The sequence below is a fragment of the Actinomycetospora straminea genome (assembly GCF_028737255.1).
Taxonomy (GTDB): Bacteria; Actinomycetota; Actinomycetes; order Mycobacteriales; family Pseudonocardiaceae; genus Actinomycetospora; species Actinomycetospora straminea.
Genome location: NZ_JAQZAN010000011.1, coordinates 143,206 through 165,216, shown reverse-complemented (window position 1 = coordinate 165,216; position 22,011 = coordinate 143,206). Strand labels below are relative to the sequence as shown.

The window sequence follows — 22,011 nt, the reverse complement described above, 5'->3', positions numbered from 1 at the left end:
TAACACCTTCTACTTTTCGTGCCCTCCTCATCACTGAGTGATGAAGTGGGCGCCTGCGCTCGCTCTGGGTGACCGTCAGGCGGACAACGTGCGGTGGTTCGCGAGGCGCACGACGCGGGAGCCCCCGCCGGGCCCCGGGCGCTCGCGCACCAGTCGCTGGGCGGCCGCCGCGGCACGGACCTGGTCGGGGTCGACGTCCCGCGGGCTCTGCGAGGCGACCAGCGCGGCGATCGCCGCCTGGTTCGCGGCGCCGACCGCCGAGTCCCCGTTGACGGGCACCGCCACCACCGGGACGCCGCGCCACACCGCCGCCTGGGTGGCGGCGAGCGCCGTCGGGGACCCTCCGCGGACGAGGACCACCGCGGGCACGTCGTCGGCGACGAGCGCGTCGAGGCGCGGCAGCAGCGCGACGGTCTCCGGCACCGGCCCCTCGTCGGGCGTCTCGACCAGCAGCACCCGCCCGGCCAGGGCCCCGAGCCCGTCGAGGACGTCGTCGACGGCCATCGGGTCCGGTCCGGTCGCGACGAGGACGGGGACGACCTCGTGGTCACGGCCGGCGAGCGGTGCGAGGGCGTCGGCGTCCTCGGTGGACGCGACGATGACGAACATCTCGGGGAGCGACCGCTCCTGCTGCTCACGCGCAGTCATCGCGATCTCACCCCCACCGGTCTCCGTGCTCATGTCGCTGACCAGCCAACACGATGCCGAGGCCCAGCAGGAGGGCCGGGTCGTGGATCTACCCCGACGACGCAACCGGTGGTGACGCTGTGTGCGATCGGGTCGCGTCCAACCCGAGACCTGACCGTGATGAGGCGGTGAACCACACGCGTGTAGTCACGCTGGGCGCCGGAGCAACGGGCCCACCCGCGACCGCCGGGACGGCGTGTAGGCTGCTCAGAGCACCGCGCGAGTGTAGTTCAATGGTAGAACATCAGCTTCCCAAGCTGAGAACGCGGGTTCGATTCCCGTCACTCGCTCCACGCCCGTTCCTGCAGGTCAGCGGCCCGCTCCTCGATCACCGAGGGCGGGCCGTCGTCGTCTCGCGGCGACCGCGAAACCCCTTGCCGCTCGGTGTCCACCGGCCCCACGCTGCGCCCGTGCTCGTCCGACGCGAACGCCCCGGCGACGTCCCGGCGGTGCGGGCGGTGGTCGCCGCCGCCTTCCCCGTCCCCGACGGCGCCGCGGAGCCCGTCGAGGTCGGCCTGCTCGACCGGCTCCGCGCGGACGCGGGCTGGCTCCCGGCGTTCTCGCTGGTGGCGGTGGTCGGCGACGCGGTGGTCGGGCACGTCGTCGCCACCCGCGGCCGGGTCGGCGAGCACCCCGCCCTCGGCCTCGGCCCGATCGCCGTCCGTCCGGACCACCAGGGCCGGGGCGTCGGGACGGCGATGGTGCACGCCGTCGTCGGGGCGGCGGAGGCCCGCGACGAGGTGCTCGTCGCGCTGCTCGGCGAGCCCGGCTTCTACGCGCGCACGGGCTTCCGCCCCGCGAGCGAGCTCGGCGTCGAGGCGCCCGACCCGGCGTGGGGCCGGTACTTCCAGGCGCGCGCCCTCGTCGACGACCCGCCCCGCGGCCCCTTCCGCTACGCCGCGCCGTACGACGAGCTCTAGCGAGCCGGTGCACGGCCGGCCGCCGCGGGCCGGCCGGGCGGCGGGCTCACTCGGCCGCCAGCAGCTCGTCGAGCTGCTCGTAGCCCTCCTTGACGCCCACGTCCATACCGCTGGAGAGCATGGCGTCGCGGGCCTCCATCGAGTCGACCACCGACAGGCCCTCGAGGCGGGTGCGGCCGTCGCCGAGGTCGACGAAGGTCAACGTCTCGAGGCTGACGCCGTCGGGGAAGCCCTCGTAGGTGAAGGTCTGGACGATGCGCTCGTCCGGCCGGACCTCGTGGAACGAGCCGAAGAAGCGGTACTCGCCGTCGTCGTCGCGGTGGGTGTAGCGGTAGCCGCCGCCCGTCCGGGCGTCCCAGTGGTCGATCTCCATGGCGAGACCGCGCGGGCCGAGCCAGCGCTTCACGAGGTCGGCCTCGACGTGCGCGCGGAAGACGTTCGCGACGGGGGCGTCGAACTCGCGGGTGATGAGGATGGTCGGCACGGCCGGGTCGGCGGTGATGGTGGTCTCGCGGGTCGCGGTGTTCATCACGAGGCTCCTCGTTCGGTGTGTCGGGTGTCGATCGGGGACTGCTCGGTGTCCATCTCGGCGAGGACGTCGTCGAGACGGCGGTAGCGCTCCTCCGCCTGGCGGCGGTAGCGCTCGATCCACTTGGTCATCAGGTCGAAGACCTCCGCCTCGAGGTGGACCGGCCGGCGCTGGGCCTGCTTGGTGCGACTGACGAGGCCCGCCTCCTCCAGCACCTTGAGGTGCTTGGACACCGCCTGGACGCTGACGTCGTAGGGCTCGGCGAGCTCGTTGACGCCGGCGTCGGCGACGGCGAGGCGGGCCACCATGTCGCGGCGGATGGGGTCGGCGAGGGCCGAGAACACCCGCGAGAGCTGGTCGTCCACGCTCACTCCTTGTTCAACCTTGCGGTTGAGAAGAACGATAGCGCCGACCGGCTCCTTCTTCAACCCCTGGGTTGAACGCGATCCGTTGGCGAGTGCCGGGGACGACGGCGAGGATGCGCGCATGGCCGAGACCACGGACCGGATCGACCCCGAGCTCGCCGCGGCGATCACCCGCCTGACCGGCGACGGCCGGCTGCCGTTGACCCGCGCCGACGTGGGCGAGGCGCGCCGCAACTACCGCGAGCTGGCGCTGATCCGGCGCGGGGACGCGGCGTCGGTCGGGTCGGTGCACGACGACGTCGCACCCGCCAGCGGCACCGGGACCGACGCCGACGTCGCCGTGCGGGTCTACGAGCCGCCCGGGGAGCAGGCGGCAATCACGGTCCTCTGGCTGCACGGCGGGGGCTGGGTGCTGGGCGACCTCGACACCGGCGACGGCGCGGCCCGGCGGGTGTGCACGCACCTCGGGGCCACCGTCGTGTCCGTCGACTACCGCCTCGCGCCCGAGCACCCCCACCCCGCGCCGCTGACCGACGCCCACACCGCGCTGCGCTGGGCCGCGCTCCAGCGACCCTCCGACCGCCTCGTCGTCGGCGGCGACAGCGCCGGCGCCGGTCTCGCCGCCGGCGTCGCGCTGCTGGCCCGCGACTGGGGTCCGCGCCTCGACGCACAGCTGCTGCTCTACCCGGGCCTCGACCCGACGATGGCCTCGGCGTCGGTGGACGAGAACGCCGACGGTCCCTTCCTCACGCGCGCGGACCTCGTGTGGTTCTGGGAGCGCTACGTGCCCGACGCCGCCCTGCGCGACGACCCGTCGGTGGCGCCGCTGCGCGCGGCCGCCGAGCCGGGGGGCCTGGACGGGGTGGCGCCGGCCGTCGTGGCGACCGCGGAGCTCGACCCGCTGCGCGACGAGGGCCGCGCCTACGCCGACGCCCTGGAGGCCGCGGGGGTGGCGGTGCGGCGACTCGAGGGCGCCGGGCTCGTGCACGGGTTCTTCGGGCTGGCCGCGGCGTCGGCGGCGGCCCGGGCGGAGGGCGACCGCGCCCTCGACGCGCTCGGGGACCTGCTCGCGGCCTGAGCCCCCGACACGCTCGACACGACCGGCGGCGCCTCGCTGCGGTGAAGGGTCCGCCGCCCCGCGGAACCCGTGCGGCCGATCCGGGGACGACCGCCCGGCGCCGCGCGGACCGTTCGGCGCGCCCGCTCGCCCGCCCGCGGGCATGCGCGGGGACGCATCGGCAACCTCGCCCCGCCCGTCGGACCACCCGGCGCCACGGACACGGGAAGCGGGCGCGATCGGCGCCTCCGGGGCGGGGAGGGCCACGCGGAGCCACGGGACGACCTCGCTATGTTCCGAGGCGTCCGATCACGGAACGGTCACGGCGTCGCTCCCCCTCGTCCCGCCGACCGTCCGCCCCCGATGACCCGCGAGGTGACGGTGAGCCGACACGGGATAGGTGACCCCGACACGGTCCCGTTCTCCCTGAGCGGTACCCGGACGGGCGCGCGCCGAACCCGGTCGTCCTCCCCCCGGACGTCCTCGACCCGGTCCTCCACCCGGACGTCCTCGACCCGGTCCGCCTCCACCACGGGCTCGATCCTGGTCGCGGCGGTCGCCGCCGGCGCGGTGCTCCCCGCCGTCCAGACGCTCGACACGCACGTCGCCGACGCCGAGGCCCCGGTCGCACCCGACCCCGCGGCGACGGCCGCGCTCGCCCTCGCCTCCCAGCACCGCGCGGCGCCCGCGGCCGGGGGCGTCGCCACGATCAGCCCGGTCGCGATGCCCGCGTCGGCGGCGACCGCGGTGTCCTCGGCCTCCGCCGACGAGCCGAGCGCCGGTGACGCCGACGACGTCTCCTCGCTGATGAAGTCGATCACCGTCACGCGGGAGAACGGGCCGCTGGAGTTCGGCACGCCCTACGCGGCGGGCAACGAGCGCACGCTGGACGGCCAGATCGCCAAGGCGCTCGGGCTCATGGGCCTGCCGCAGCGGCTGGCGCCGGGCGTCAAGAAGATCATCATGCGGGAGTCGACGGGCAACGCCGACGCCGTCAACGACTGGGACTCCAACGCCGCGGCCGGCACGCCGTCGAAGGGGCTCATGCAGCTCATCGACACGACGTTCCGCAACGCGGTGCTCCCCGAGCTCGCCGACCGCGGCATCTTCGACCCGGTCGCCAACATCACCGCGGGTGTCCGCACGATGGTCGCGAACCACAGCATCGAGGACGTCGAGGCCGGCGGCCTGCGCAACTCGTCCGGCGACTACATCGGCTACGGCGGCGCGGCGATCCCCGACGACGGCCTGGGCCGCGCGGACTGACGCTGCGGGCTGGCGGGCTGACGGGCCGGGCTGACGGGCCGGGCCCCGCACGGGGTATGTCGGGGGCATGAGTGATCGCACCTGGCTGGTGACCGGCGCGTCCCGGGGCCTCGGCCGCGCCCTCGTGGAGGAAGTGCTCGCCGTCGGCGACCGGGTGGTGGCGACAGCGCGCGACGCCGCGACCCTCGACGACCTCGCCGACCAGCACGGCGACCGCCTGCTGACCCGCGACCTCGACGTCACCGACCGGGCCGCCGTCCTCGCGGTGACCAACCAGGTCGCCGCCGAGACGGGCCGCATCGACGTGCTCGTGGCCAACGCCGGCTACGGCCTGGCCGGCGGGGTCGAGGAGGTCAGCGAGGAGGAGGCCCGCGCGCAGGTCGAGGTCAACCTGTTCGGCGCGCTGTGGAGCCTGCAGGCGGTGCTGCCGACGATGCGCGCCCAGGGGTCGGGGCACCTGCTGCCGATCTCGAGCATCGGCGGCGTCGGCGCCTTCCCGAACACCGGGCTTTACCACGCCACGAAGTGGGGGCTCGAGGGTCTGTCGGAGTCGCTGGCGCAGGAGGTCGCGCCGTACGGCATCCAGGTGACGATCGTCGAGCCCGGCCCGTTCCGCACCGACTGGAACGGCGGCAGCATGGTCCGCGCGACGCCGATGCACGCCTACGACGAGGTCCTCGGCCCGCGCCGCGCGGCGATGGACGGCTCGCAGGCCTTCACCCAGCCCGGCGACCCGCACCGCGCCGGCCGGGCGATGATCCGCGCCGTCGACAGCGACGACCCGCCCCGGCGCCTGCTGCTCGGCGAGATGGCCGCCGACCTCGCCCCGCAGCTCTGGCAGCAGCGCATCGACGAGGCCAGGGCCTGGCGCGACGTGGCGGTCGGCGCGGACTTTCCGCCCGAGGAGCGCTGAGCGGGTTCGCAACGAACGGGTATCTCGCTGCTTCTACGCGCGCGAACTCCCCGTCGATCACGCCCGGATGGCCCCGGCGAGCTTGCGCATCGCCGACGCGGCGCTCGGGCTCACGGTCGGCCCGAGGACGGCGAGGCTCGAGAGCAGCGCCGCGATCTCGGGCAGGTCGAACCGGATCGGCGCCGGCTCGGCGGCGCCCGCGAGACTGATGCCGCCGTCGCGGCCGGGATGGGCGACGATCGGCACCCCGCTGTCGCGCAGGCGCTCGACGTCGCGCGCCAGCGTGCGGGCGGAGACGCCGAGGTCGCGGGCGAGGTCGCCGATCCGCCGGCGGGCGCCGCGGGCGGCGTGCAGCCGTTCGATCACGGCCTGCTGGCGCTCCACGCGGCGCAGGGCGAGGTGCCCGTCGCGCGAGGCCGCCGCCAGCGCGTCCCGGTCCACGGTGGCGAGACTAGATCAGACCACGACACCGGCGTGTCCGCTTCCGTCCCTAGCGTCGCCGGGCATGGAGCCCGTCGACGCCTTCTTCACCGCCTACGCCTCGGCCCTGCTCGCCCGCGACGAGCACGCCGTCACCGCCCTCTACGCCGTGCCGGCGCTCGTGCTCTTCCCCGGCACGGCGATCGCCGTCACCGACGCCGCGCAGACCGCCGCGTTCTTCGCCTCGACCTGGTCGCAGTACGCGGGGATCGACACGGCCAGGCCCTCAATCACGATCATGGGCGAGGGCCCGGTCGGCGTCTGGGCGGACGTCACCTGGGACCACGGCCACGGCCCGGCCGAGCGGTTCTGCTACCAGCTCGTGGCGGGTGAGGACGGCTACCGCATCGCCGTCCTCACCCTCCTCGAGCTGCCCGGGTGACGCAGCGAACGTGGCGTTCGCGCGCATAGAAGCCGCGAACAGCGCGTTCGCTGCGACACCCGCTGCACCACCCGCTACGCGCCCGGGCCCTTCTGCAGCACCGGGCGCAGGGTGTCGAGCACGCCGGCGTCGTCGATCGTCGACGGCACGGCCTCGTCCTTGCCGTCGGCGATCCCGCGCATGGTCTTGCGCAGCACCTTGCCCGAGCGGGTCTTGGGCAGGGCCGGGACGACGGCCACGTCCTTGAACGACGCCACGGCGCCGACCTCGTCGCGGACCATCGTGACGAGCTCCGCGGCGAGCTCGGACTCCTCGCGCTCGACGCCGGCCTTGAGCACGACGAAGCCGCGCGGCACCTGGCCCTTCATGGCGTCGTGCACGCCGATGACGGCGCACTCGGCGACGTCGGGGTGCCCGGAGAGGACCTCCTCCATCGACCCGGTCGACAGGCGGTGGCCGGCGACGTTGATGACGTCGTCGGTGCGGCCCATGACGTAGAGGTAGCCGTCCTCGTCGAGGTAGCCGCCGTCGCCGGTCAGGTAGTAGCCCTCGTAGCGGCTCATGTACGACTCGCGGAAGCGCTCGTCGTCGTCCCACAGCGTCTGCAGGCAGCCCGGCGGCAGCGGCAGCTTGATCGTGATCGCGCCCTCCTCGCCGCGGGGCAGGACGGTGCCGTCGACGTCGAGGATCTCCACCTGGTAGCCGGGCACGACCACCGACGGCGACCCGGCCTTGAGCTCCATCGGCTCGAGTCCGCGCAGGTTCGCCGCGATCGGCCAGCCCGTCTCGGTCTGCCACCAGTGGTCGACCACCGGGATGCCGAGCTTCTCCGACGCCCACGTCCAGGTCTCGGGGTCGAGGCGCTCGCCGGCGAGGAAGAGGGTCTCGAGGGACGAGATGTCGTACTGCTCGAGGTACGACGCCTCCGGGTCCTCCTTCTTGATGCCGCGGAACGCGGTCGGCGCGGTGAACAGCGCCTTGACCCCGTGCTCCTGCACCACGCGCCAGAACTGGCCGGCGTCGGGCGTGCCGATCGGCTTGCCCTCGTAGAGCACGGTCGTCGCCCCGATGAGCAGGGGCGCGTAGACGATGTAGGAGTGCCCGACGACCCAGCCGACGTCGGAGGCGGTGAACATGACCTCGCCGGGCCCGACGTCGTAGACGTTGGTCATCGACCACGCCAGCGCCACCGCGTGGCCGCCGTTGTCGCGCTGGACGCCCTTGGGCTTGCCGGTGGTGCCCGAGGTGTAGAGGACGTAGAGCGGGTCGGTGGCCGCGACGGGCACGCAGTCGACGGGCTCGGCATCGCGCATGGCCTCGGCCCAGTCGAGGTCGCGCTCGCCCATGGCCGCCTCGGCCTGCGGGCGCTGGAGGACGATCGAGCGGCCGGGGTCGTGGGACGCGAGCTCGATGGCCTTGTCGAGCAGCGGCTTGTACTCGATCACCCGCTTGCCCTCGATGCCGCAGGACGCGCTGACGATCGCCGAGGGCCGCGCGTCGTCGATGCGCACGGCGAGCTCGCGGGCGGCAAACCCGCCGAAGACCACCGAGTGCACGGCGCCGAGGCGCGCGCAGGCGAGCATGGCGATGGCGGCCTGCGGGACCATCGGCATGTAGATGATCACGCGGTCGCCCTTGTCGACGCCCACCGAGCGCAGGACGCCAGCGAAGCGGGCCACCTCGTCGCGCAGCTCGCGGTAGGTGAAGCGCTGGCGGTCGTCGGTCACCGGCGAGTCGTGGATCAGCGCGACCTGGTCGCCGCGGCCGCCGTCGACGTGGCGGTCGAGGGCGTTGTGGCAGGTGTTCAGCTCGCCGCCGCCGAACCAGCGCGAGAACGGCAGGGCCGACGCGTCCATGATGGTCTCGGGCTCGCGGTACCAGTCGATGAGACCCGCCGCGTCGCGCCAGAAGCCGTCGGGGTCGTTCATGCTGCGGTCGTAGGCCGCCCGGTACTCGCCACTCATGGTCCGGACACTAACCACGGCCCCGGACTCCGCGCACCGCCCGATCGGCCGCGCCGACCGCGTCGTGGCACGGGTGCATCCGCGAGCGCCCCGGCGGCCGTAGTGGGGTTGTCCGCGCGACCCCCACCTCAAGGGAGTACCGATGCGCCGCCTCGCCCGCGCCGCCGGAGGAGTCCTGATCGCCTCCGCGATCGCCCTCACCACCGCCGGCACCGCCGCTGCCCAGGAGACCGGCACCGTCTACGTCGTCCACGGCATCCCCGACACCCCTGTCGACGTCTACGTCGACGGCGAACGGGCCCTCGACGACTTCGCCCCCGGCACCAGCCAGGGCCCCCTGGACCTGCCGTCCGGCCCCCACCAGGTCGCGATCTTCCCGGCCGACGCCGCCGACGACTCCGGCGAGGCCCTGCTCTCCGGGCAGGCCGACGTCCCCGCCGGCGGGAACGTCACCCTCGCCGCCCACCTCACCGCCGAGGGGCAGCCCGCGCTGTCGCCGCTGGTCAACGAGGTGGGATCGGTGCCCGCGGGCCAGGCCCGCGTCGTCGTGCGGCACCTCGCGGCCGCCCCGGCGGTCGACGTGCTCGCCGGCGGGCAGCCCGTCGTGCAGGGCCTGACCAACCCGAACCAGGAGGCCCTGGAGGTCCCGGCCGGCACCGTCTCGGCCGCCGTCGCCGCGGCCGGCACCACCGATCCGGTCATCGGGCCGGCCGACCTGACCCTCGAGGAGGGCACGACGACCTTCGTCCACGCGATCGGGTCGCTCGACCAGAACAACCTCGAGCTCGTGACGTTCACCGTCGGCGGGGGCGACAGCGCCCCGAACGGCGTGCCCGCCGGGGCACCGTCCGGGGCTCCGGCCGGCGGACCCATCGCCGGCTGGGTCGCGCTCTCGGCGCTCGGCGTCGCGATCGTCGGCGTGTCGCTCGCGCGCCTGCGTCCCGCAGGCCGGCGCTGACCGGTCGGCTCCCCGCCCTGGTCGGGCTGGTCGTCGGCCTCGCGCTGGCGATCGGCCCGGCCTGGGTCGGGCTCTCCTCCTCCCGGCCCGCCGTCGGGGCAGCGACGGCGGCCCCGACGGCCCCGGCGGCCCCGGTCCCGGGGCCGTCGGTGGCGCCGGTGGTGGTCCGCCCGCCGGACCCGGGCGCTCCCGTCCGCGTGCGGGCCCCCGCCGTGGACCTCGACGCGCCCGTCGTCGCGGTCGGCGTCGCCGACGACGGGCAGATGGCGGTCCCCGAGCGGATCGCGGAGGTCGGCTGGTACCGGTACGGACCCGCCCCGGGCGCCCCGGCGGGCTCGGCGGTGCTCGCGGGCCACGTCGACGACAGCGTCCAGGGCCTCGGCGCCTTCGCCGACCTGGGCGCGCTGCGCGTCGGCGACGAGGTGAGCGTCGACGGGCCCGGTGGCACCACCACCCACCGGGTCCGCGAGGTCCGTGTGGTCGGGAAGGACGCGCTGCCGGTGGACGAGCTGTTCGACGAGTCGGGGCCGCCCCGCCTCGTGCTCGTCACCTGCGACGGACCCTTCGACACCGACGCGGGCCGGTACCGGGACAACCTCGTCGTCGTCACCGACCCGGCCGGCCGTGCCCCGTGATCGGGAGTTTGACCGCTTCGTCCCGGGTCACTCTCTCCCCGTGAGGAGCGCCCGGTGACCGACGGGCTCGCGCGCCGCCCGCGTCCCGCCGCCCCCGCCCCGCCCATGGCCGCCCCGGTCCCCGTGCCCGACGACGACCGCGTCGGCCGCGCCCTGCGCGCCGGGGAGCCGGGGGCCCTGCGCGAGGCGTACGACCGGCACGGCGCCTGGGTCCTGGCCGTCGCGGCGCGGCGGCTGGGCTCGGCCCACGACGCCGAGGACGTCACCCAGCAGGTGTTCGCCGACGCCTGGCGCGGGCGTGCCGGCTTCGACCCCGACCGGGGACCGCTCGGTGCCTGGCTCGCGGGCATCCTGCGCCGCCGCGTCGCCGACCGCCTCGGCAGCCGCGGGCGCGAGGCCCGCGTCGGCGCCCGCGCGGACCTGGCCGATCACGACGGCGGGCGCCCCGACGTGGCGGGCGGCGTCGGCCCGACGATGGCCGACGAGGTCGTCGGGGCGATGCTCGTCGCCGACGAGCTCGCGCGGTTACCCGCCGATCAGGCGCGGGTACTGCGCCTGGCGGTGCTGGACGAGCTCACCCACCAGCAGGTCTCGGCGGCCACGGGGCTCCCCCTGGGCACCGTCAAGAGCCACCTGCGCCGGGGGCTCGCCCGGCTGCGACGACGGTGGGAGGCCGATGGTGTCGCACCCGACGGCTGACCAGCTCACCGCGGCCGCGCTGCCCGGGGAGCCCGCCGACCCGGAGGTCACCGCGCACCTCGCGACCTGCGCGCGCTGCGCCGCGGAGGTCGACGCCCTGCGCCGCACGGTCGGGCACGCCCGCGACGGCATGACCATGGACGTCCTGCCCCCGCCGCGCCCGGAGGTCTGGGAGGGCGTCCTCGCGCGGCTCGGCGAGGACGCCCCGGCACGGCCCGCCCCCGTCGCGCCTGCTCCCGCACCGCCCCCTGACCCACCGGCCCATGACGCACCGCCCCCTGACGCACCGCCCCCTGACGCACCGCAGCCCCGCCGCCGCGTCCTCGGCGTCGGGCTCGCCGCGGCGCTCGCGGTCGTCGCGCTGGTCGTGGGCATCGTGGTGGGCGTCGTCGTGGGCGGTGACGACCGGCCCGAGGCCCCGACCACCGTGGCCCTCGTCGCCGACCGGGCGGGGGTCGCGGGCGAGGTCGTGCGCGAGGACGCCGGCGTACGGGTGGAGGTCACGCTCCCCGGGCCGGCGCCCGCCGGACACGACCTCGAGGTGTGGGACATCGACTCGGGGACCCCGCGCTCGCTCGGCGTGCTGCAGCCGGCCGCGGGCCGCGAGCGGTGGGCGGGCGACCTCGCGCTGCTGGCCGCCGACGGCCCGATGCCCCGCCTCGACGTGTCGCTCGAGCCGACCGGGGCCGGCCCGGAGCACTCCGGGCAGAGCCTCGCCCACACCCCGTGACCGTGAGGCCGTGACCGTCAGGCCTTGACCTTCTGCGCCACCCGCCGGGCGCCGGCGAGCACCTCGCCGGGGTCGACCCGCACGAGGGCGCCGTCGGCCAGCACCGGCTCGCCGGCCACCCAGACGTCGCGCACCCCGCGGGACCCGCTCGCCCACACGAGGTTCGAGATCAGCTGGTCGTCGTCGTCCGGGTCGACGAAGGCGTCGTCGAGCCGGACGTGCACGAGGTCCGCCCAGGCGCCGGGCGCGAGGACGCCGAGGTCGTCGCGGCCCAGCGCCCGCGCGCCCTCCCGGGTGGCGAGGGCGAGCGCGTCGGCGGCGGTGAGCGCGGTCGCGTCGGCGCCGCGCTGGCGGGCGAACAGCGAGGCGAGGCGCTGCTCCTCCCACAGGTCGAGGTCGTCGTTGGACGCCGGCGAGTCGGTGCCGAGGCCCGTGCGGATGCCGGCCACGCGCAGGTCGGCCAGGCGCGCGACCCCGGCCGCGAGCTTGGCGTTCGACCCGGGGCAGTGGGCGACGGCGACGTCGTGGCGGGCGAGGATCGCGATGTCGTCGTCGGAGAGCTGGATGGCGTGCGCGGCGAGCACCCGCCCGCCCAGCGACCCCGTCGCCTCGAGCATCGCGGGCACCGAGCCGAACTCGGCGCGCACCGCGTCGTCCTCGCCGGGGGCCTCGGCGACGTGCAGGTGCATGAGCGCGCCGCGCTCCTTCGCGAGCGCGGCGGTGGACGTGATCGCCTCGGTCGGCAGCGTGTACGCCGCGTGCGGGCCGTAGCCCAGCTCGACGCGCTCGCCCGGCCCGAAGCGCAGGCCGTCCGCGTCGATCCACCGCGTGATCGCGTCGCGCATCTGCTGCCACGTGCCGAGGCGCTCCATCCCGGGCGCGGTGATGATCCCCGGCGTCAGCACCACCCGGGACCCGATCTCGAGCACCGCCTCGACGACGTGCTCGGTCTGGAAGTACATCTCGGTCGACGTCGTCACCCCGCCGCGCAGCATCTCCGCCGACCCCGCGAGCATCCCGGCGTACACGTCGGGCCCGCCGAGCTTCGCCTCCGCGGGCCACACCACCTCGAGCAGCCAGCGCATCAGCGGCAGGTCACCGCCCATCCCCCGCAGCACCGTGAGCGGCGTGTGCGCGTGGGTGTTGACCAGACCGGGCAGCAGCAGGCCGGTGAGCCGGGTGGTCGGGGCGTCGGTCGCCGGGGCGCCGTCCGCGGGACCGACGTGCGCGATCCGCCCGGCGTCGTCGACGTCGACCACCGCGTCGCGCAGCACCCGACCCGGCTCGTCGCAGGGCAGGACGACCGGGGCGGCGAAGCGGCGTGCGGTGCTCACGGCGCCAGTCTGGACCTAACGCTCGAGCAGCGAGCGCAGGGAGCGCAGCGGCGGCAGCCAGGCGCCGGCGTCGGGCAGCGTGTCGAGGCTGACGCGCGGCAGGGGCTCGCGGAAGACGCCCTCGATGTCCTCGAGGTCGAGGAAGTCGACGATCTCCGACGACACGGCGAACGCGGCGTACTCGCGGAACCCGATCACCGTGACCGTGATGCCCTCGGCCACGAGCTCCTCGAGCGGCTCGCGGAAGGCGCGCCCGTCGCCCGACGCCACGACGACGTGGGACAGGCCGCCCTCGTTCCGGCGCAGCTCGATGTGGGCGAGCATGTCCTCGTCGACGTCCGAGTCCTCGGCCGTCTTGGGCTTGGCGAACACCGCGAAGCCGACGTTGCGCAGCGCCTCGACCCACGGCCGCACGATCTCGGTGGAGCCGGGCACGACGTTGGTGAACACCGTGGCCTCGGCGACCCCCTCCGGCCCGGCCTCCGAGAGCAGCCAGCGGCCGACCGCGTCGAAGCGGGGCCGGAACGCCGAGGTCGGGCGCGTGCCGAGCAGCGAGCCGAGGCTCATGTCGATGTTCGGCGCGTCCCAGACCAGCAGCGTGCGCCCGGGCGGGCTCGCCGCCGGTGCCGCGACGTCGCCGGCGTCCTCGATCCCGCCGGTCAGCGGCGCGGGCACCGTGGGCGCGGTGGCGAGGTCGGCGGGCGAGGGGGACGGCGACACGGGCCCGACTCTAACCGCCCGGCGGCGGACGCGACGGGTGCTCAGGGCGCGCTCCCCTCGGGCCCGGTGCGCACCAGGAGGAGATCCCGACTGGGCCGCCCCTCCCGCTCGGCGCGGGACTCGAACTTGGTGCGCGGCCGCCAGTCGGGGCGGGGCGCGAAGCCACCGTGCGGGTTGACCAGCAGCGGCTCGGCGTCGGTGACCTCGCGCATCTGCTCGGCGTAGTCCGCGACGTCGGTGGCCAGGTGCAGCGTCGCCCCGGGCGCGAGCCGCGAGGCCATGAGCGCAACGGTGGCGGGCTGGACGAGGCGGCGCTTGTGGTGGCGGCGCTTGGGCCACGGGTCGGGGTAGTAGACGCGCAGGCCGGCGAGCGCGTCCGGCGCGACGAGGTCCTCGAGCACGACGACCGCGTCGCCGCGCAGCAGCCGCAGGTTGGTGATGCCGTGCTCCTCGATGCGCAGGAGCAGCTGCCCGAGCCCGGGCGGGTAGACCTCGACGGCGACGTGGTCGGTGTCCGGCTCGGCGAGCGCGAGCGCGGCGGTGGTCTCGCCCATCCCGGAGCCGATCTCCAGGCGCAGCGGGGCCTCCCGGCCGAACCAGGACGGCGCGTCTAGGCGGCCGTCACGGAGCGGGGGCGTCGGGCCCTCGCCGTCGCGGTCGAAGCCCGGGGCGAGCGCGCCGTAGCGGGGCCACAGCCGGTCCCACGCGCGCTGCTGCCCGGCGGTCATCCGCCCGCCGCGGTCGGTGAAGCTCAGCACCGAGCGCCGCGGGGCCTCGCCCGACGTCAGCGTCTCGTGTCCCGGCCGCACCCCCCGATCCTCACACGCAGGCCGGGCACCGGCGTCGCGGTGGTGGGGCGTCCGGTCAGGGCCGGTGTCAGGCCCGCCGTCGGGCCGGTGTCAGTACCGTCGCAGCGGGGCGAGGGTCGCGCCGTCCGGGGTGATCCGGACACGGACGACGGCGGCGGGCACGCCGAGCACGGCGCCGACGAGACGGCGGGCGGCCGGATGGGCGTCGGCGAGGCGTTCGACGACGACGTGCTGGTCGGAGGGGCCGAAGCGCAGCGTCCACCCGGTCGAGCCGAAGGTCGCGGTCACGGCGTGCACGACGTCGGCGAGCCGCGGCAGGGGCGCCGTCAGGGGCTCGGCCACGACACGCGCCGGGCGACGGGTCAACGGGACGAGGGTCACACCCCGTCCATCGCGCTGGCCGGTGGACGCATTAACCGTCCGAGCGACGATGACCCGGACGGGCGAACGGGGACGGCCCGGACGGGGCCGTGGTGCCGCGTGTCGTCAGGACCCGCCGCCGGACGGCGGACCGCCCTCGATCACCTGCTGGCGCGGGTTCTGCCGGGCACGCCGCGACTGCTCGTACTGCTGCGTCATCTCCGTCTCGAGCGTCTCGCTGCGGCGCCGGCTGCGGACCCGGGCGAGCAGCAGCAGCGTCAGGCCGTGCAGGACACCGAGCACGAGCATGACGCCGCCGAGCTGGGTGACGACGATCTGCACCGTGCCCTGGACGTCGAACGGGCGGTAGGTCGAGATCAGGGCGAGGAAGCCCAGCGCCACCAGGTGGAACAGCACCCCGAGCAGGCGGTTGGTCGAGCGGGCGACCTCGTCGGAGTCGAAGACGTCCTCCAGGAAACCGATGCCCGAGCGCATGAGGATCTGGCCCACGATGAGCGTGAGGATCGCGCCGACGACGACGATGAAGAGGTACGTGCCGGTGTCGAGCACGATCGTTTCCCTCCCGGGTGACGGTTCGTGAGCAGTCTCCCCTGACGGGCGATCACGCGAAACCCTCCGCGACCTCCGGGAACCGGCCCCGTCGTGACGGGCCGGGCGCCTACTCTGCGACGACTGTGGGCCCTCTGCGCAGCGCCGTCGTCGCGACATGCCGAGCGCTCGCGCCGCGAGTGTCACTGCCCACGGCCGACGCCGTCGAGGCCGTCGCGTCCCGCATGCTCGCGACGCCCTCGCTCGTCGTCGCCGGGCCGGTCTCGTCGGGCAAGTCGACGCTGGTCAACGCCCTGGTCGGCCGGCGGGTCGCGCCCACCGGCGCAGGCGAGTGCACGGGGCTGACCGCGCACTACGTCCGCGGGCCGGCCGACCGGCTCGACGTCGTCCTCGTCGACGGCACCCGCCGGCCCCTGCCGCTCGCGGCCGGCGGGCGGGTGCCGGCCGCGGTCGGCGACCGGCTGGGTGTCCGCCCCGAGGACGTCGACCACCTCGTGGTGACGCTGACGAGCGCGGCCCTCGACGGCCTGACGGTGATCGACACCCCCGGCACGGGCTCGGCGCGGCGCCCCGACGGGCCCACCGGGGGCGCGCACGCCGACGCCGCGCTGGTCGTGCTGCCCGCCACCGCGCACGCGGGCGACCTCGACGTCCTGCCCGGGCCGGCGGCGCACGGGCCGGCCGGCGTGGTCGCCGTGCTCGGACGTGCCGACACCGTCGGCCCCGACGACGGCCGCGAGCTCGCCGTCGACCTCGGGCGGCGCCTCGGCGACCGGATCGGGCCGGTGACGCCGGTGATCGGGCTCCTCGCCGAGACCGCGGTGACCGGGGCGCTGCGCACCGAGGACGTCGGTGCCCTGCGCCTGCTCGCCGGCGCCGACCCCGCGGTGCTCGAGGTGGCGCTGCTCGACGCCGAGCTGTTCACGACCGCCGAGCTGCCGGTCCCGGTCGAGGCCCGGGTGCGCCTGCTCGAGCTGCTCGACCTGCGCGGGCTGGCCCTGGGTCTCGCGCTGCTGCGGGCCGACGCCGCAGCCGGGGTCGGCGAGCTCTGCGAGGCCCTGCTCGCCGCCTCGGGGCTCGCGACCCTCGTGGGCCGCCTGCACGACGAGGTCCGCGCGCGCACCGACCTGCACGGCGCCACCGCCGGGCTGCGCGACCTCGCGGCGCTGGCGCCCGGCACCGAGCGCGTCGCCGACGCCGTCGGGGCCCTGGCGCGGCGCGAGGGGTTCGCCGAGCGGGCGCTGCTCGACGTCCGCGCCCGCCTCCGCGCCGGCGCGCTGGGGCTGCCCGCGGAGCTGCTCGAGGAGGTCGACCGGCTCGCCGCCCCGGGCCCGCCCGACGCCCGCATGGCTCGCCCGGGCGCCCATCCCGTGGAGCTCGCCGGCCACGCCGCCCGCCGCGCCGCGTGGTGGCGGGCCTACGGGTCCTGGGGCTCGCCGCGGCGCATCGCCGACCTCACCCACGTCGTGCACCGCGCCTACGTGCGGCTCTGGCGCGAGCTCACGGCGGGCCAGGCGGCGTGAGCACCCTGCAGGAGGTCCCGGGCGAGGTCGCCAGGACCCGTGAAGCGCTCACGGCCCTGCTCGCGCGCCTCGACCCGGACGCCGCCTCCCGCGCGGCCGCGCCGCCGCCCCCGGCCCGGCCGACCGTCGTGCTCGTCGGCGCGCCGGGTCGCGGGCGGGGGGACCTGCTGGCCGCGTTGCTCGGGCTGGACGCGCCGCCCGGGCCCGACCGCGACGGGACACGCCGGGCGACGCACGCGCTCGTCGGGGTGCCCCTGCTCGAGGAGCTCGACCTCGTCGTCCCCGCCCGCGGCGCCGACCCGGACACCTGGCCGGTCGACGGCGCCACGGCCGCGCTGGTGCTCGCCGACGCCGCGGCGCCGCTCGGGGCGGGCGAGCTCGACGCGCTGGGCCGCGCCGCGGACCGCGTCGACACCGTGCTCTTCGCCCTCACCCGCACCGAGGCGCACCGCGGCTGGCGCACCGTCCTCGAGGCCGACCGGGCGCTCGTCGCCGAGCACGTGCCCCGCCTCGCCGAGGCGCCGTGGTTCCCGGTGTCGGCGGCGCTGGCCCGGCGCGCGCCCGACGTGCCGGCCGCGGGCGCGGAGGCGCTGCGCCGGCGCTCGGGTCTCGCCGCCCTGCAGCGCGAGGTCCACCGGCTCGTGGCGCGTCGCCGGCGGATGCTCGCCGAGGCCAACGCCCTGCGCCTGCTCGCGGCCGCGCTCGACGGCGTCGCCGCCCGCGCCGAGGCCACGCGCACCGCGCTGCGGACCCCGGCCGACGGCCCCGGGGACCTCGCCCGCCGGCGCGACGAGCTGCTCGCCGCCCGGGCGGCCCTGCGCCGCGACCACCACACCCGTTGGCGCGCCGACCTCGCCGCGGCCCGGGTCGCCGCCACCGACGACCTCGCCGCGCGCGTGCGGGCCCTCGGCGCGGCCGTCCGCTCCCGCATCGACGAGGCCGACCGTGCCGGGCTCGCCGCGATCCCCCGGGAGCTCGCCGGCGAGGTCGAGGCCCTGGCCGGCGCGGTCGTCGACGGCCTCGGGGCCCGGCTGCGCGCGCTGGTCGCCGCGACGCTCGCCGACCTGGTGCCCGCCGCGGAGCTGCCCGCGCTCCGCGTCGCCGACCGCGGCGAACCCGCCCTCGTCCCCGCGCCCCGCGCCCGCCCCGCCGAGGACCGCCTGCTCGTCGTCGCCGGCGCCGCCGGCGGGCTGGGGCTCTCGCGGCTGGCGCTGCTGCCGCTGCTCGCCGTCCCGATCGCCCCGGCCGCGCTGGGCGCCGCCCTCGTGCCCGTGTCGGTCGGGCTCGGCCTGGGCGCCGCCGGCTGGGTCGCCCGCGCCCGCCGCCTGGCCGCCGACCGCGCGCACCTGCGGCAGTGGTCGGTCGAGGCGCTCGCCGAGGTCCGCGGCGACCTCGAGCGGGTGCTCGCCGATGCGCTGATCGCCACGGAGCGCGAGGTGACGCTCGCCCTCGACGCCGCTCTGTCCGACCGGGCGCGCGACCTCGACGACGCGCTCGCCGCCGCCGAGCGCGCGATCCGCCGCGCGGGCACCGACCGCACCGAGGCCGACCGGGCCGCCGCCCGCACCGCCGCCGAGGCGCGCGAGGGCCGCGACCGCGCCGAGGCCCTGCTCCGCCGGCTCGCCGCGCTGCGCGACCGCGTCGACGCCGCCGCCGATGTCGCCGCCGATGTGCCCGCCGATGTGCCCGAACCGCACCCGCGGGCCGCGCCCGGGACCTAGCCTCCGGGCATGGTCGCGGCCGAGTTCCCCGAGGCGCACGTCGATCCCGCGGGCCCCGATCCCGCCGAGCCCCCAGCACCTGCAGCGCTGCTCGACCCCGACGGCGCGCACGTGCTCGGCCCGCCCACCGTCGACAGCGACGCCGACGGTCGGCCCGACACCGCCGTCGTCACCGAGCCCGACGGCCTGGTGCTCGGCACCGACCTCGACGGCGACGCCCGCGCCGACGTCCTCACGCGCATCGCCCCCGACGGGAGTGCGACGACCACAGGACCCGACGGGCCGGACTGGGACGAGGGCTGGGTGGGCGAGGTCCCGCCCGCGCCGACGATCGACCCGGTCACGGGGCGGTGGGTGCGCGACTGATCGGAGAACGGCGCGCGGTGGGTGCCGGTAGGTTCGGCGCCCGTGACGAGCCCCGTGACGCACGCGGTGGACCAGGACTTCCTCGCGCTGCCCCGCGCCGCGCTCGCCGACGCCGCGCTCGACGCCGCCCGCCGCGGTGGCGCCCGGCACGCCGACCTGCGCGTGCACCGCCTGCGCACCCAGCACCTCGAGCTGCGCGACGGCCGCGTCGTCGTCGCCGCGGACCGGGAGACGGTGGGGCTCGCGGTGCGGGTGCTGCACGACGGCGTGTGGGGGTTCGCCGCGCACGTCGACCTCACGCCCGAGACCGCCGCCGCCACCGCCCGGCGGGCCCTCGACGTCGCGACCACCCTCGCCGCGCTCGCCACCGAGCGCGTGACCCTCGCCGACGAACCGGTGCACCCCGACGCCACCTGGGTCTCGCCCTACGACCTCGACCCGTGGAGCGTCGACGTCGCCGACAAGATCGCCCTGCTCACCGAGCGCTCCACCGCCCTGCTCGCCGCCCCGGGCGTCGACCACGTCGCGGCGAGCTGCGTGCAGGTCAAGGAGCAGACCTTCTACGCCGACACCGCGGGCACGCGCACGACCCAGCAGCGGGTCCGCGTCGACCCCGACGTCACGATCACCACCGTCGACCGTGCGGGCGGCGGCTTCGAGACGCTGCGCACGCTCGCCCCGCCGGCCGGGCGCGGCTGGGAGTACCTGACCGGCACCGGCTGGGACTGGGACGCCGAGCTCGCCGAGCTCCCCGACCTGCTCGCCGAGAAGGTCCGCGCGCCGAGCGTCGGGGCGGGCCCCACCGACCTCGTCATCGACCCCACCAACCTGTGGCTCGTGATCCACGAGTCGATCGGGCACGCGACGGAGTACGACCGCGCGATCGGCTACGAGGCCGCCTACGCCGGCACGAGCTTCGCGACCCCCGACCAGCTCGGGACCCTGCGCTACGGCAGCGACGCCCTGACGGTCACCGGCGACCGCACCGTCCCGCACGGCCTGGCGAGCGTCGGTTACGACGACGACGGGGTGGCCGCGCAGGAGTTCGACCTCCTGCGCGACGGGGTGCTCGTCGGCTACCAGGTCGACCGCTCGTTCGCGCCGCGCCTGGGCCTGGACCGCTCCAACGGCTGCGCCTACGCCGACTCCGCCGAGCACGTGCCGCTGCAGCGGATGGCGAACGTGTCGCTGCGCGCCGACCCGGACACCGACCGGCCCACCGCGGCGCTCGTCGACGGCGTCGAGGACGGGATCTACGTCGTCGGCGACCGCTCCTGGTCGATCGACATGCAGCGCTACAACTTCCAGTTCACCGGCCAGCGGTTCCACCGCATCCGCGGGGGGAAGCTCGTCGGGCAGGTCCGCGACGTCGCGTACCAGGCGACGACGACGGACTTCTGGGGCTCGCTCGAGGCCGTCGGCGGGCGCTCGACGTGGCGCCTCGGCGGGGCCTTCAACTGCGGCAAGGCGCAGCCCGGCCAGGTCGCGCCGGTGAGCCACGGGTGCCCGTCGGCCCTGTTCCGGCAGGTCACCGTCCTGAACACGGGGAACGGGTCGTGAGCGCGCCCGGGTCCGCGCTGGTGGAGCGCGCGCTGGTGATCGCGGCGCGGCAGGTGCCCGACGCGGGCGCCGTGGCCCTGGTGCGCGAGGTGTCCGAGGCGGTCGTGCGCTGGGCGAACTCGACGCTGACGACCAACGGGCTGACCGTCGAGCGCCGGCTCTCGGTGATCGTGCTCGTGCCGCTCGAGGGCGGCACCGGCGCGGGCGTGGTGACGGTGCCCGCCCCCACCGCGCTCGCGGCGGGCCCCGAGGGCGACGCGGTGCTCGAGGAGGCCGTCGCCGGCGCGGTGCAGGCCGCGCGGCGGGCCGGGCCGGCGCGGGACGCGGCGCCGCTGCCCGCCCCGGAGGACGCCCAGGGCACCGACTGGGACGACGGCGCCGGCGAGACGTCGATGGCCGTGTTCGCCCGGCTCGCCGAGGAGCTCGGGGCGTCGTTCCGGCCCGACGAGGCGTCGTTCGGGTTCGCCGAGCACCGCGTGACGACCTCCTGGCTCGGGACGTCGGCGGGCGTGCGGCGCCGCTGGGTCGAGCCGGGCGGGTCGGTCGAGCTCAACCTCAAGGACCCGGCGACCGGCACGTCGGTGTGGGGCGGGGAGGGCGCGCTCGACGTCGCGGACGTCGACGTCACCGCCCTCGTCGAGCGCCTGCGCGACCGGCTGCCGTGGGGCCGGCGGCGGATCGAGCTGCCCGCCGGCCGCTACGAGACGCTCCTGCCGCCGTCGGCCGTGTCCGACCTGATGATCTACCTCGCCTGGTCGATGGGCGGGCGGCCGGCGCAGGAGGGCCGCTCGGCGTTCTCCCGCGCGGGCGGCACGCGGGTCGGCGAGCGCCTCGGCGCGCTGCCGCTGACCCTCGCCGGCGACCCGGCCGCGCCCGGCTTCCCCGACCTCGCCTACACCCCGGTGCTCGCGACGACCTCCTCCGGCGACGAGGTCTCGGTGTTCGACAACGGGGCGACGACGGGGAGGGTCGAGTGGGTGCGCGACGGCACCGTGGCCACGCTCGCCTACCCGCGCGCCGCGGCCGCCGAGTACGGCGCCCCCTTCGCCGCGCCCACCGACAACCTCGTGCTCACCGGGGGCGAGGACGCGAGGCTCGAGGAGATGGTGGCCTCGACCGAGCGCGGCCTCCTGCTGACCTGCCTCTGGTACATCCGCGAGGTCGACCCGACGACGCTGCTGCTCACGGGCCTGACCCGCGACGGCGTCTACCTCGTCGAGCACGGGGAGATCGCGGGCGAGGTGAACAACTTCCGGTTCAACGAGTCGCCGCTGGACCTCCTGCGCCGCGCCACCGAGGCCGGCGCCACCGAGCGGACGCTGCCGCGCGAGTGGAAGGACTGGTTCACCCGCGCCGCCATGCCCCCGCTGCGCGTCCCCGACTACCACATGACCTCGGTGTCCCTCGGCCGCTGACCCCTGTGCGTGATCTTCCGAGCTGTAGCTCAGGAGATCACGCACCTG

24 protein-coding genes and 1 tRNA gene are annotated in these 22,011 nt (G+C 76.4%); 15 read left to right on the top strand and 10 right to left on the bottom strand.

From position 1 onward, the window contains the following. Positions 1-75: 75 nt before the first annotated feature. Positions 76-648: a glycosyltransferase family protein gene (locus PH190_RS16535; RefSeq protein ID WP_274232625.1), complete on the bottom strand. Its 573-nt coding sequence runs from the start codon at positions 646-648 to the stop codon at positions 76-78. A 258-nt stretch (positions 649-906) separates the two neighbouring features. Between PH190_RS16535 and PH190_RS16530 the strand changes: the two genes are divergently transcribed. Both PH190_RS16530 and PH190_RS16525 read left to right on the top strand, forming a co-directional pair. Then, positions 907-980 (top strand) — tRNA-Gly (locus PH190_RS16530). 117 nt (positions 981-1,097) lie between these two features. Beyond that, complete coding sequence (locus tag PH190_RS16525) at positions 1,098-1,607, top strand: GNAT family N-acetyltransferase (protein ID WP_274232624.1); 510 nt, start codon at positions 1,098-1,100, stop codon at positions 1,605-1,607. A 46-nt stretch (positions 1,608-1,653) separates the two neighbouring features. Here the strand turns inward: PH190_RS16525 and PH190_RS16520 are convergent, their stop codons facing one another. Then, positions 1,654-2,136 carry an SRPBCC family protein gene (locus tag PH190_RS16520; protein WP_274232623.1) on the bottom strand — a complete coding sequence of 161 codons (483 nt, stop codon included), beginning with the start codon at positions 2,134-2,136 and terminating at the stop codon, positions 1,654-1,656. Beyond that, a complete protein-coding gene (locus PH190_RS16515) occupies positions 2,136-2,501 on the bottom strand; it encodes an ArsR/SmtB family transcription factor (RefSeq protein WP_274232622.1) in 366 nt (121 codons plus the stop codon). The genes PH190_RS16520 and PH190_RS16515 overlap by 1 nt, the downstream gene beginning before the upstream one ends. Positions 2,502-2,622: 121 nt before the next feature. On the opposite strand from PH190_RS16515, the gene PH190_RS16510 reads away from it, so the two are divergent. The 3 genes from PH190_RS16510 (at position 2,623) to PH190_RS16500 (ending at position 5,737) form a co-directional block, all read left to right on the top strand. Then, a complete protein-coding gene (locus PH190_RS16510; RefSeq protein WP_274232621.1) occupies positions 2,623-3,579 on the top strand; it encodes an alpha/beta hydrolase in 957 nt (318 codons plus the stop codon). 549 nt (positions 3,580-4,128) lie between these two features. Further along, positions 4,129-4,824 carry a transglycosylase SLT domain-containing protein gene (locus PH190_RS16505; RefSeq protein WP_274232620.1) on the top strand — a complete coding sequence of 232 codons (696 nt, stop codon included), beginning with the start codon at positions 4,129-4,131 and terminating at the stop codon, positions 4,822-4,824. 67 nt (positions 4,825-4,891) lie between these two features. Next, entirely contained in the window at positions 4,892-5,737 is an 846-nt protein-coding gene (locus tag PH190_RS16500; protein ID WP_274232619.1) for an oxidoreductase, read from the top strand. 57 nt (positions 5,738-5,794) lie between these two features. Here the strand turns inward: PH190_RS16500 and PH190_RS16495 are convergent, their stop codons facing one another. After that, on the bottom strand, positions 5,795-6,178 hold the full coding sequence (locus PH190_RS16495) for a helix-turn-helix transcriptional regulator (protein WP_274232618.1): 384 nt from the start codon (positions 6,176-6,178) through the stop codon (positions 5,795-5,797). A gap of 64 nt (positions 6,179-6,242) precedes the next feature. Between PH190_RS16495 and PH190_RS16490 the strand changes: the two genes are divergently transcribed. Beyond that, positions 6,243-6,599, top strand: a complete 357-nt coding sequence (locus PH190_RS16490) for a hypothetical protein (RefSeq protein ID WP_274232617.1) — start codon at positions 6,243-6,245, stop codon at positions 6,597-6,599. 74 nt (positions 6,600-6,673) lie between these two features. Here PH190_RS16490 and PH190_RS16485 read toward each other — a convergent pair whose 3' ends face one another. Continuing rightward, positions 6,674-8,563 carry a propionyl-CoA synthetase gene (locus PH190_RS16485; RefSeq protein WP_274232616.1) on the bottom strand — a complete coding sequence of 630 codons (1,890 nt, stop codon included), beginning with the start codon at positions 8,561-8,563 and terminating at the stop codon, positions 6,674-6,676. 142 nt (positions 8,564-8,705) lie between these two features. On the opposite strand from PH190_RS16485, the gene PH190_RS16480 reads away from it, so the two are divergent. The 4 genes from PH190_RS16480 to PH190_RS16465 all read left to right on the top strand — a co-directional run bounded on the left by PH190_RS16480 (position 8,706) and on the right by PH190_RS16465 (position 11,585). Beyond that, positions 8,706-9,521, top strand: coding sequence for a DUF4397 domain-containing protein (locus PH190_RS16480; RefSeq protein WP_274232615.1), 816 nt, complete (start codon positions 8,706-8,708; stop codon positions 9,519-9,521). 158 nt (positions 9,522-9,679) lie between these two features. Further along, complete coding sequence (locus PH190_RS16475; RefSeq protein WP_274232614.1) at positions 9,680-10,156, top strand: class F sortase; 477 nt, start codon at positions 9,680-9,682, stop codon at positions 10,154-10,156. A gap of 54 nt (positions 10,157-10,210) precedes the next feature. Continuing rightward, on the top strand, positions 10,211-10,855 hold the full coding sequence (locus tag PH190_RS16470) for an RNA polymerase sigma factor (protein ID WP_274232613.1): 645 nt from the start codon (positions 10,211-10,213) through the stop codon (positions 10,853-10,855). Next, the gene (locus PH190_RS16465) at positions 10,833-11,585 is read left to right on the top strand and encodes an anti-sigma factor domain-containing protein (RefSeq protein WP_274232612.1); all 753 of its coding nucleotides are present in this window, start codon (positions 10,833-10,835) and stop codon (positions 11,583-11,585) included. Before PH190_RS16470 ends, PH190_RS16465 begins: the two co-directional genes overlap by 23 nt. 17 nt (positions 11,586-11,602) lie before the next feature. Here PH190_RS16465 and PH190_RS16460 read toward each other — a convergent pair whose 3' ends face one another. From PH190_RS16460 to PH190_RS16440, 5 genes are all read right to left on the bottom strand, one after another. Continuing rightward, on the bottom strand, positions 11,603-12,919 hold the full coding sequence (locus PH190_RS16460; protein ID WP_274232611.1) for an amidohydrolase family protein: 1,317 nt from the start codon (positions 12,917-12,919) through the stop codon (positions 11,603-11,605). A 15-nt stretch (positions 12,920-12,934) separates the two neighbouring features. Continuing rightward, positions 12,935-13,639: an NYN domain-containing protein gene (locus PH190_RS16455; RefSeq protein ID WP_274232610.1), complete on the bottom strand. Its 705-nt coding sequence runs from the start codon at positions 13,637-13,639 to the stop codon at positions 12,935-12,937. Positions 13,640-13,680: 41 nt separating this feature from the next. Continuing rightward, positions 13,681-14,367 (bottom strand): tRNA (guanosine(46)-N7)-methyltransferase TrmB, encoded by a 687-nt coding sequence (trmB, locus tag PH190_RS16450; protein WP_274232661.1) that lies wholly within the window; start codon positions 14,365-14,367, stop codon positions 13,681-13,683. 171 nt (positions 14,368-14,538) lie between these two features. Next, positions 14,539-14,790 (bottom strand): hypothetical protein, encoded by a 252-nt coding sequence (locus PH190_RS16445; RefSeq protein WP_274232609.1) that lies wholly within the window; start codon positions 14,788-14,790, stop codon positions 14,539-14,541. 144 nt (positions 14,791-14,934) lie between these two features. After that, a complete protein-coding gene (locus PH190_RS16440) occupies positions 14,935-15,378 on the bottom strand; it encodes a hypothetical protein (RefSeq protein WP_274232608.1) in 444 nt (147 codons plus the stop codon). Between the two features lie 179 nt (positions 15,379-15,557). On the opposite strand from PH190_RS16440, the gene PH190_RS16435 reads away from it, so the two are divergent. From PH190_RS16435 to PH190_RS16415, 5 genes are read left to right on the top strand one after another with little or no spacing between them, the layout of a single operon-like run. Next, positions 15,558-16,901, top strand: a complete 1,344-nt coding sequence (locus PH190_RS16435) for a dynamin family protein (protein ID WP_274232607.1) — start codon at positions 15,558-15,560, stop codon at positions 16,899-16,901. Further along, the gene (locus PH190_RS16430) at positions 16,898-18,622 is read left to right on the top strand and encodes a hypothetical protein (protein WP_274232606.1); all 1,725 of its coding nucleotides are present in this window, start codon (positions 16,898-16,900) and stop codon (positions 18,620-18,622) included. Before PH190_RS16435 ends, PH190_RS16430 begins: the two co-directional genes overlap by 4 nt. A 9-nt stretch (positions 18,623-18,631) precedes the next feature. Next, positions 18,632-18,988 (top strand): DUF6802 family protein, encoded by a 357-nt coding sequence (locus tag PH190_RS16425; protein ID WP_274232605.1) that lies wholly within the window; start codon positions 18,632-18,634, stop codon positions 18,986-18,988. Between the two features lie 42 nt (positions 18,989-19,030). Beyond that, positions 19,031-20,548 (top strand): TldD/PmbA family protein, encoded by a 1,518-nt coding sequence (locus PH190_RS16420; RefSeq protein WP_274232604.1) that lies wholly within the window; start codon positions 19,031-19,033, stop codon positions 20,546-20,548. Continuing rightward, positions 20,545-21,963 (top strand): metallopeptidase TldD-related protein, encoded by a 1,419-nt coding sequence (locus PH190_RS16415; RefSeq protein ID WP_274232603.1) that lies wholly within the window; start codon positions 20,545-20,547, stop codon positions 21,961-21,963. Before PH190_RS16420 ends, PH190_RS16415 begins: the two co-directional genes overlap by 4 nt. Positions 21,964-22,011: the final 48 nt, after the last annotated feature.

What these genes read in the sequence shown, in the direction of transcription:
- PH190_RS16535 (WP_274232625.1), bottom strand. Translation starts at nt 648, where the DNA reads ATGACTGCGCGTGAGCAGCAGGAGCGGTCGCTCCCCGAGATGTTCGTC.
- PH190_RS16520 (WP_274232623.1), bottom strand. Translation starts at nt 2,136, where the DNA reads ATGAACACCGCGACCCGCGAGACCACCATCACCGCCGACCCGGCCGTG.
- PH190_RS16510 (WP_274232621.1), top strand. Translation starts at nt 2,623, where the DNA reads ATGGCCGAGACCACGGACCGGATCGACCCCGAGCTCGCCGCGGCGATC.
- PH190_RS16500 (WP_274232619.1), top strand. Translation starts at nt 4,892, where the DNA reads ATGAGTGATCGCACCTGGCTGGTGACCGGCGCGTCCCGGGGCCTCGGC.
- PH190_RS16490 (WP_274232617.1), top strand. Translation starts at nt 6,243, where the DNA reads ATGGAGCCCGTCGACGCCTTCTTCACCGCCTACGCCTCGGCCCTGCTC.
- PH190_RS16485 (WP_274232616.1), bottom strand. Translation starts at nt 8,563, where the DNA reads ATGAGTGGCGAGTACCGGGCGGCCTACGACCGCAGCATGAACGACCCC.
- PH190_RS16480 (WP_274232615.1), top strand. Translation starts at nt 8,706, where the DNA reads ATGCGCCGCCTCGCCCGCGCCGCCGGAGGAGTCCTGATCGCCTCCGCG.
- PH190_RS16465 (WP_274232612.1), top strand. Translation starts at nt 10,833, where the DNA reads ATGGTGTCGCACCCGACGGCTGACCAGCTCACCGCGGCCGCGCTGCCC.
- trmB (WP_274232661.1), bottom strand. Translation starts at nt 14,367, where the DNA reads ATGACCGCCGGGCAGCAGCGCGCGTGGGACCGGCTGTGGCCCCGCTAC.
- PH190_RS16425 (WP_274232605.1), top strand. Translation starts at nt 18,632, where the DNA reads ATGGTCGCGGCCGAGTTCCCCGAGGCGCACGTCGATCCCGCGGGCCCC.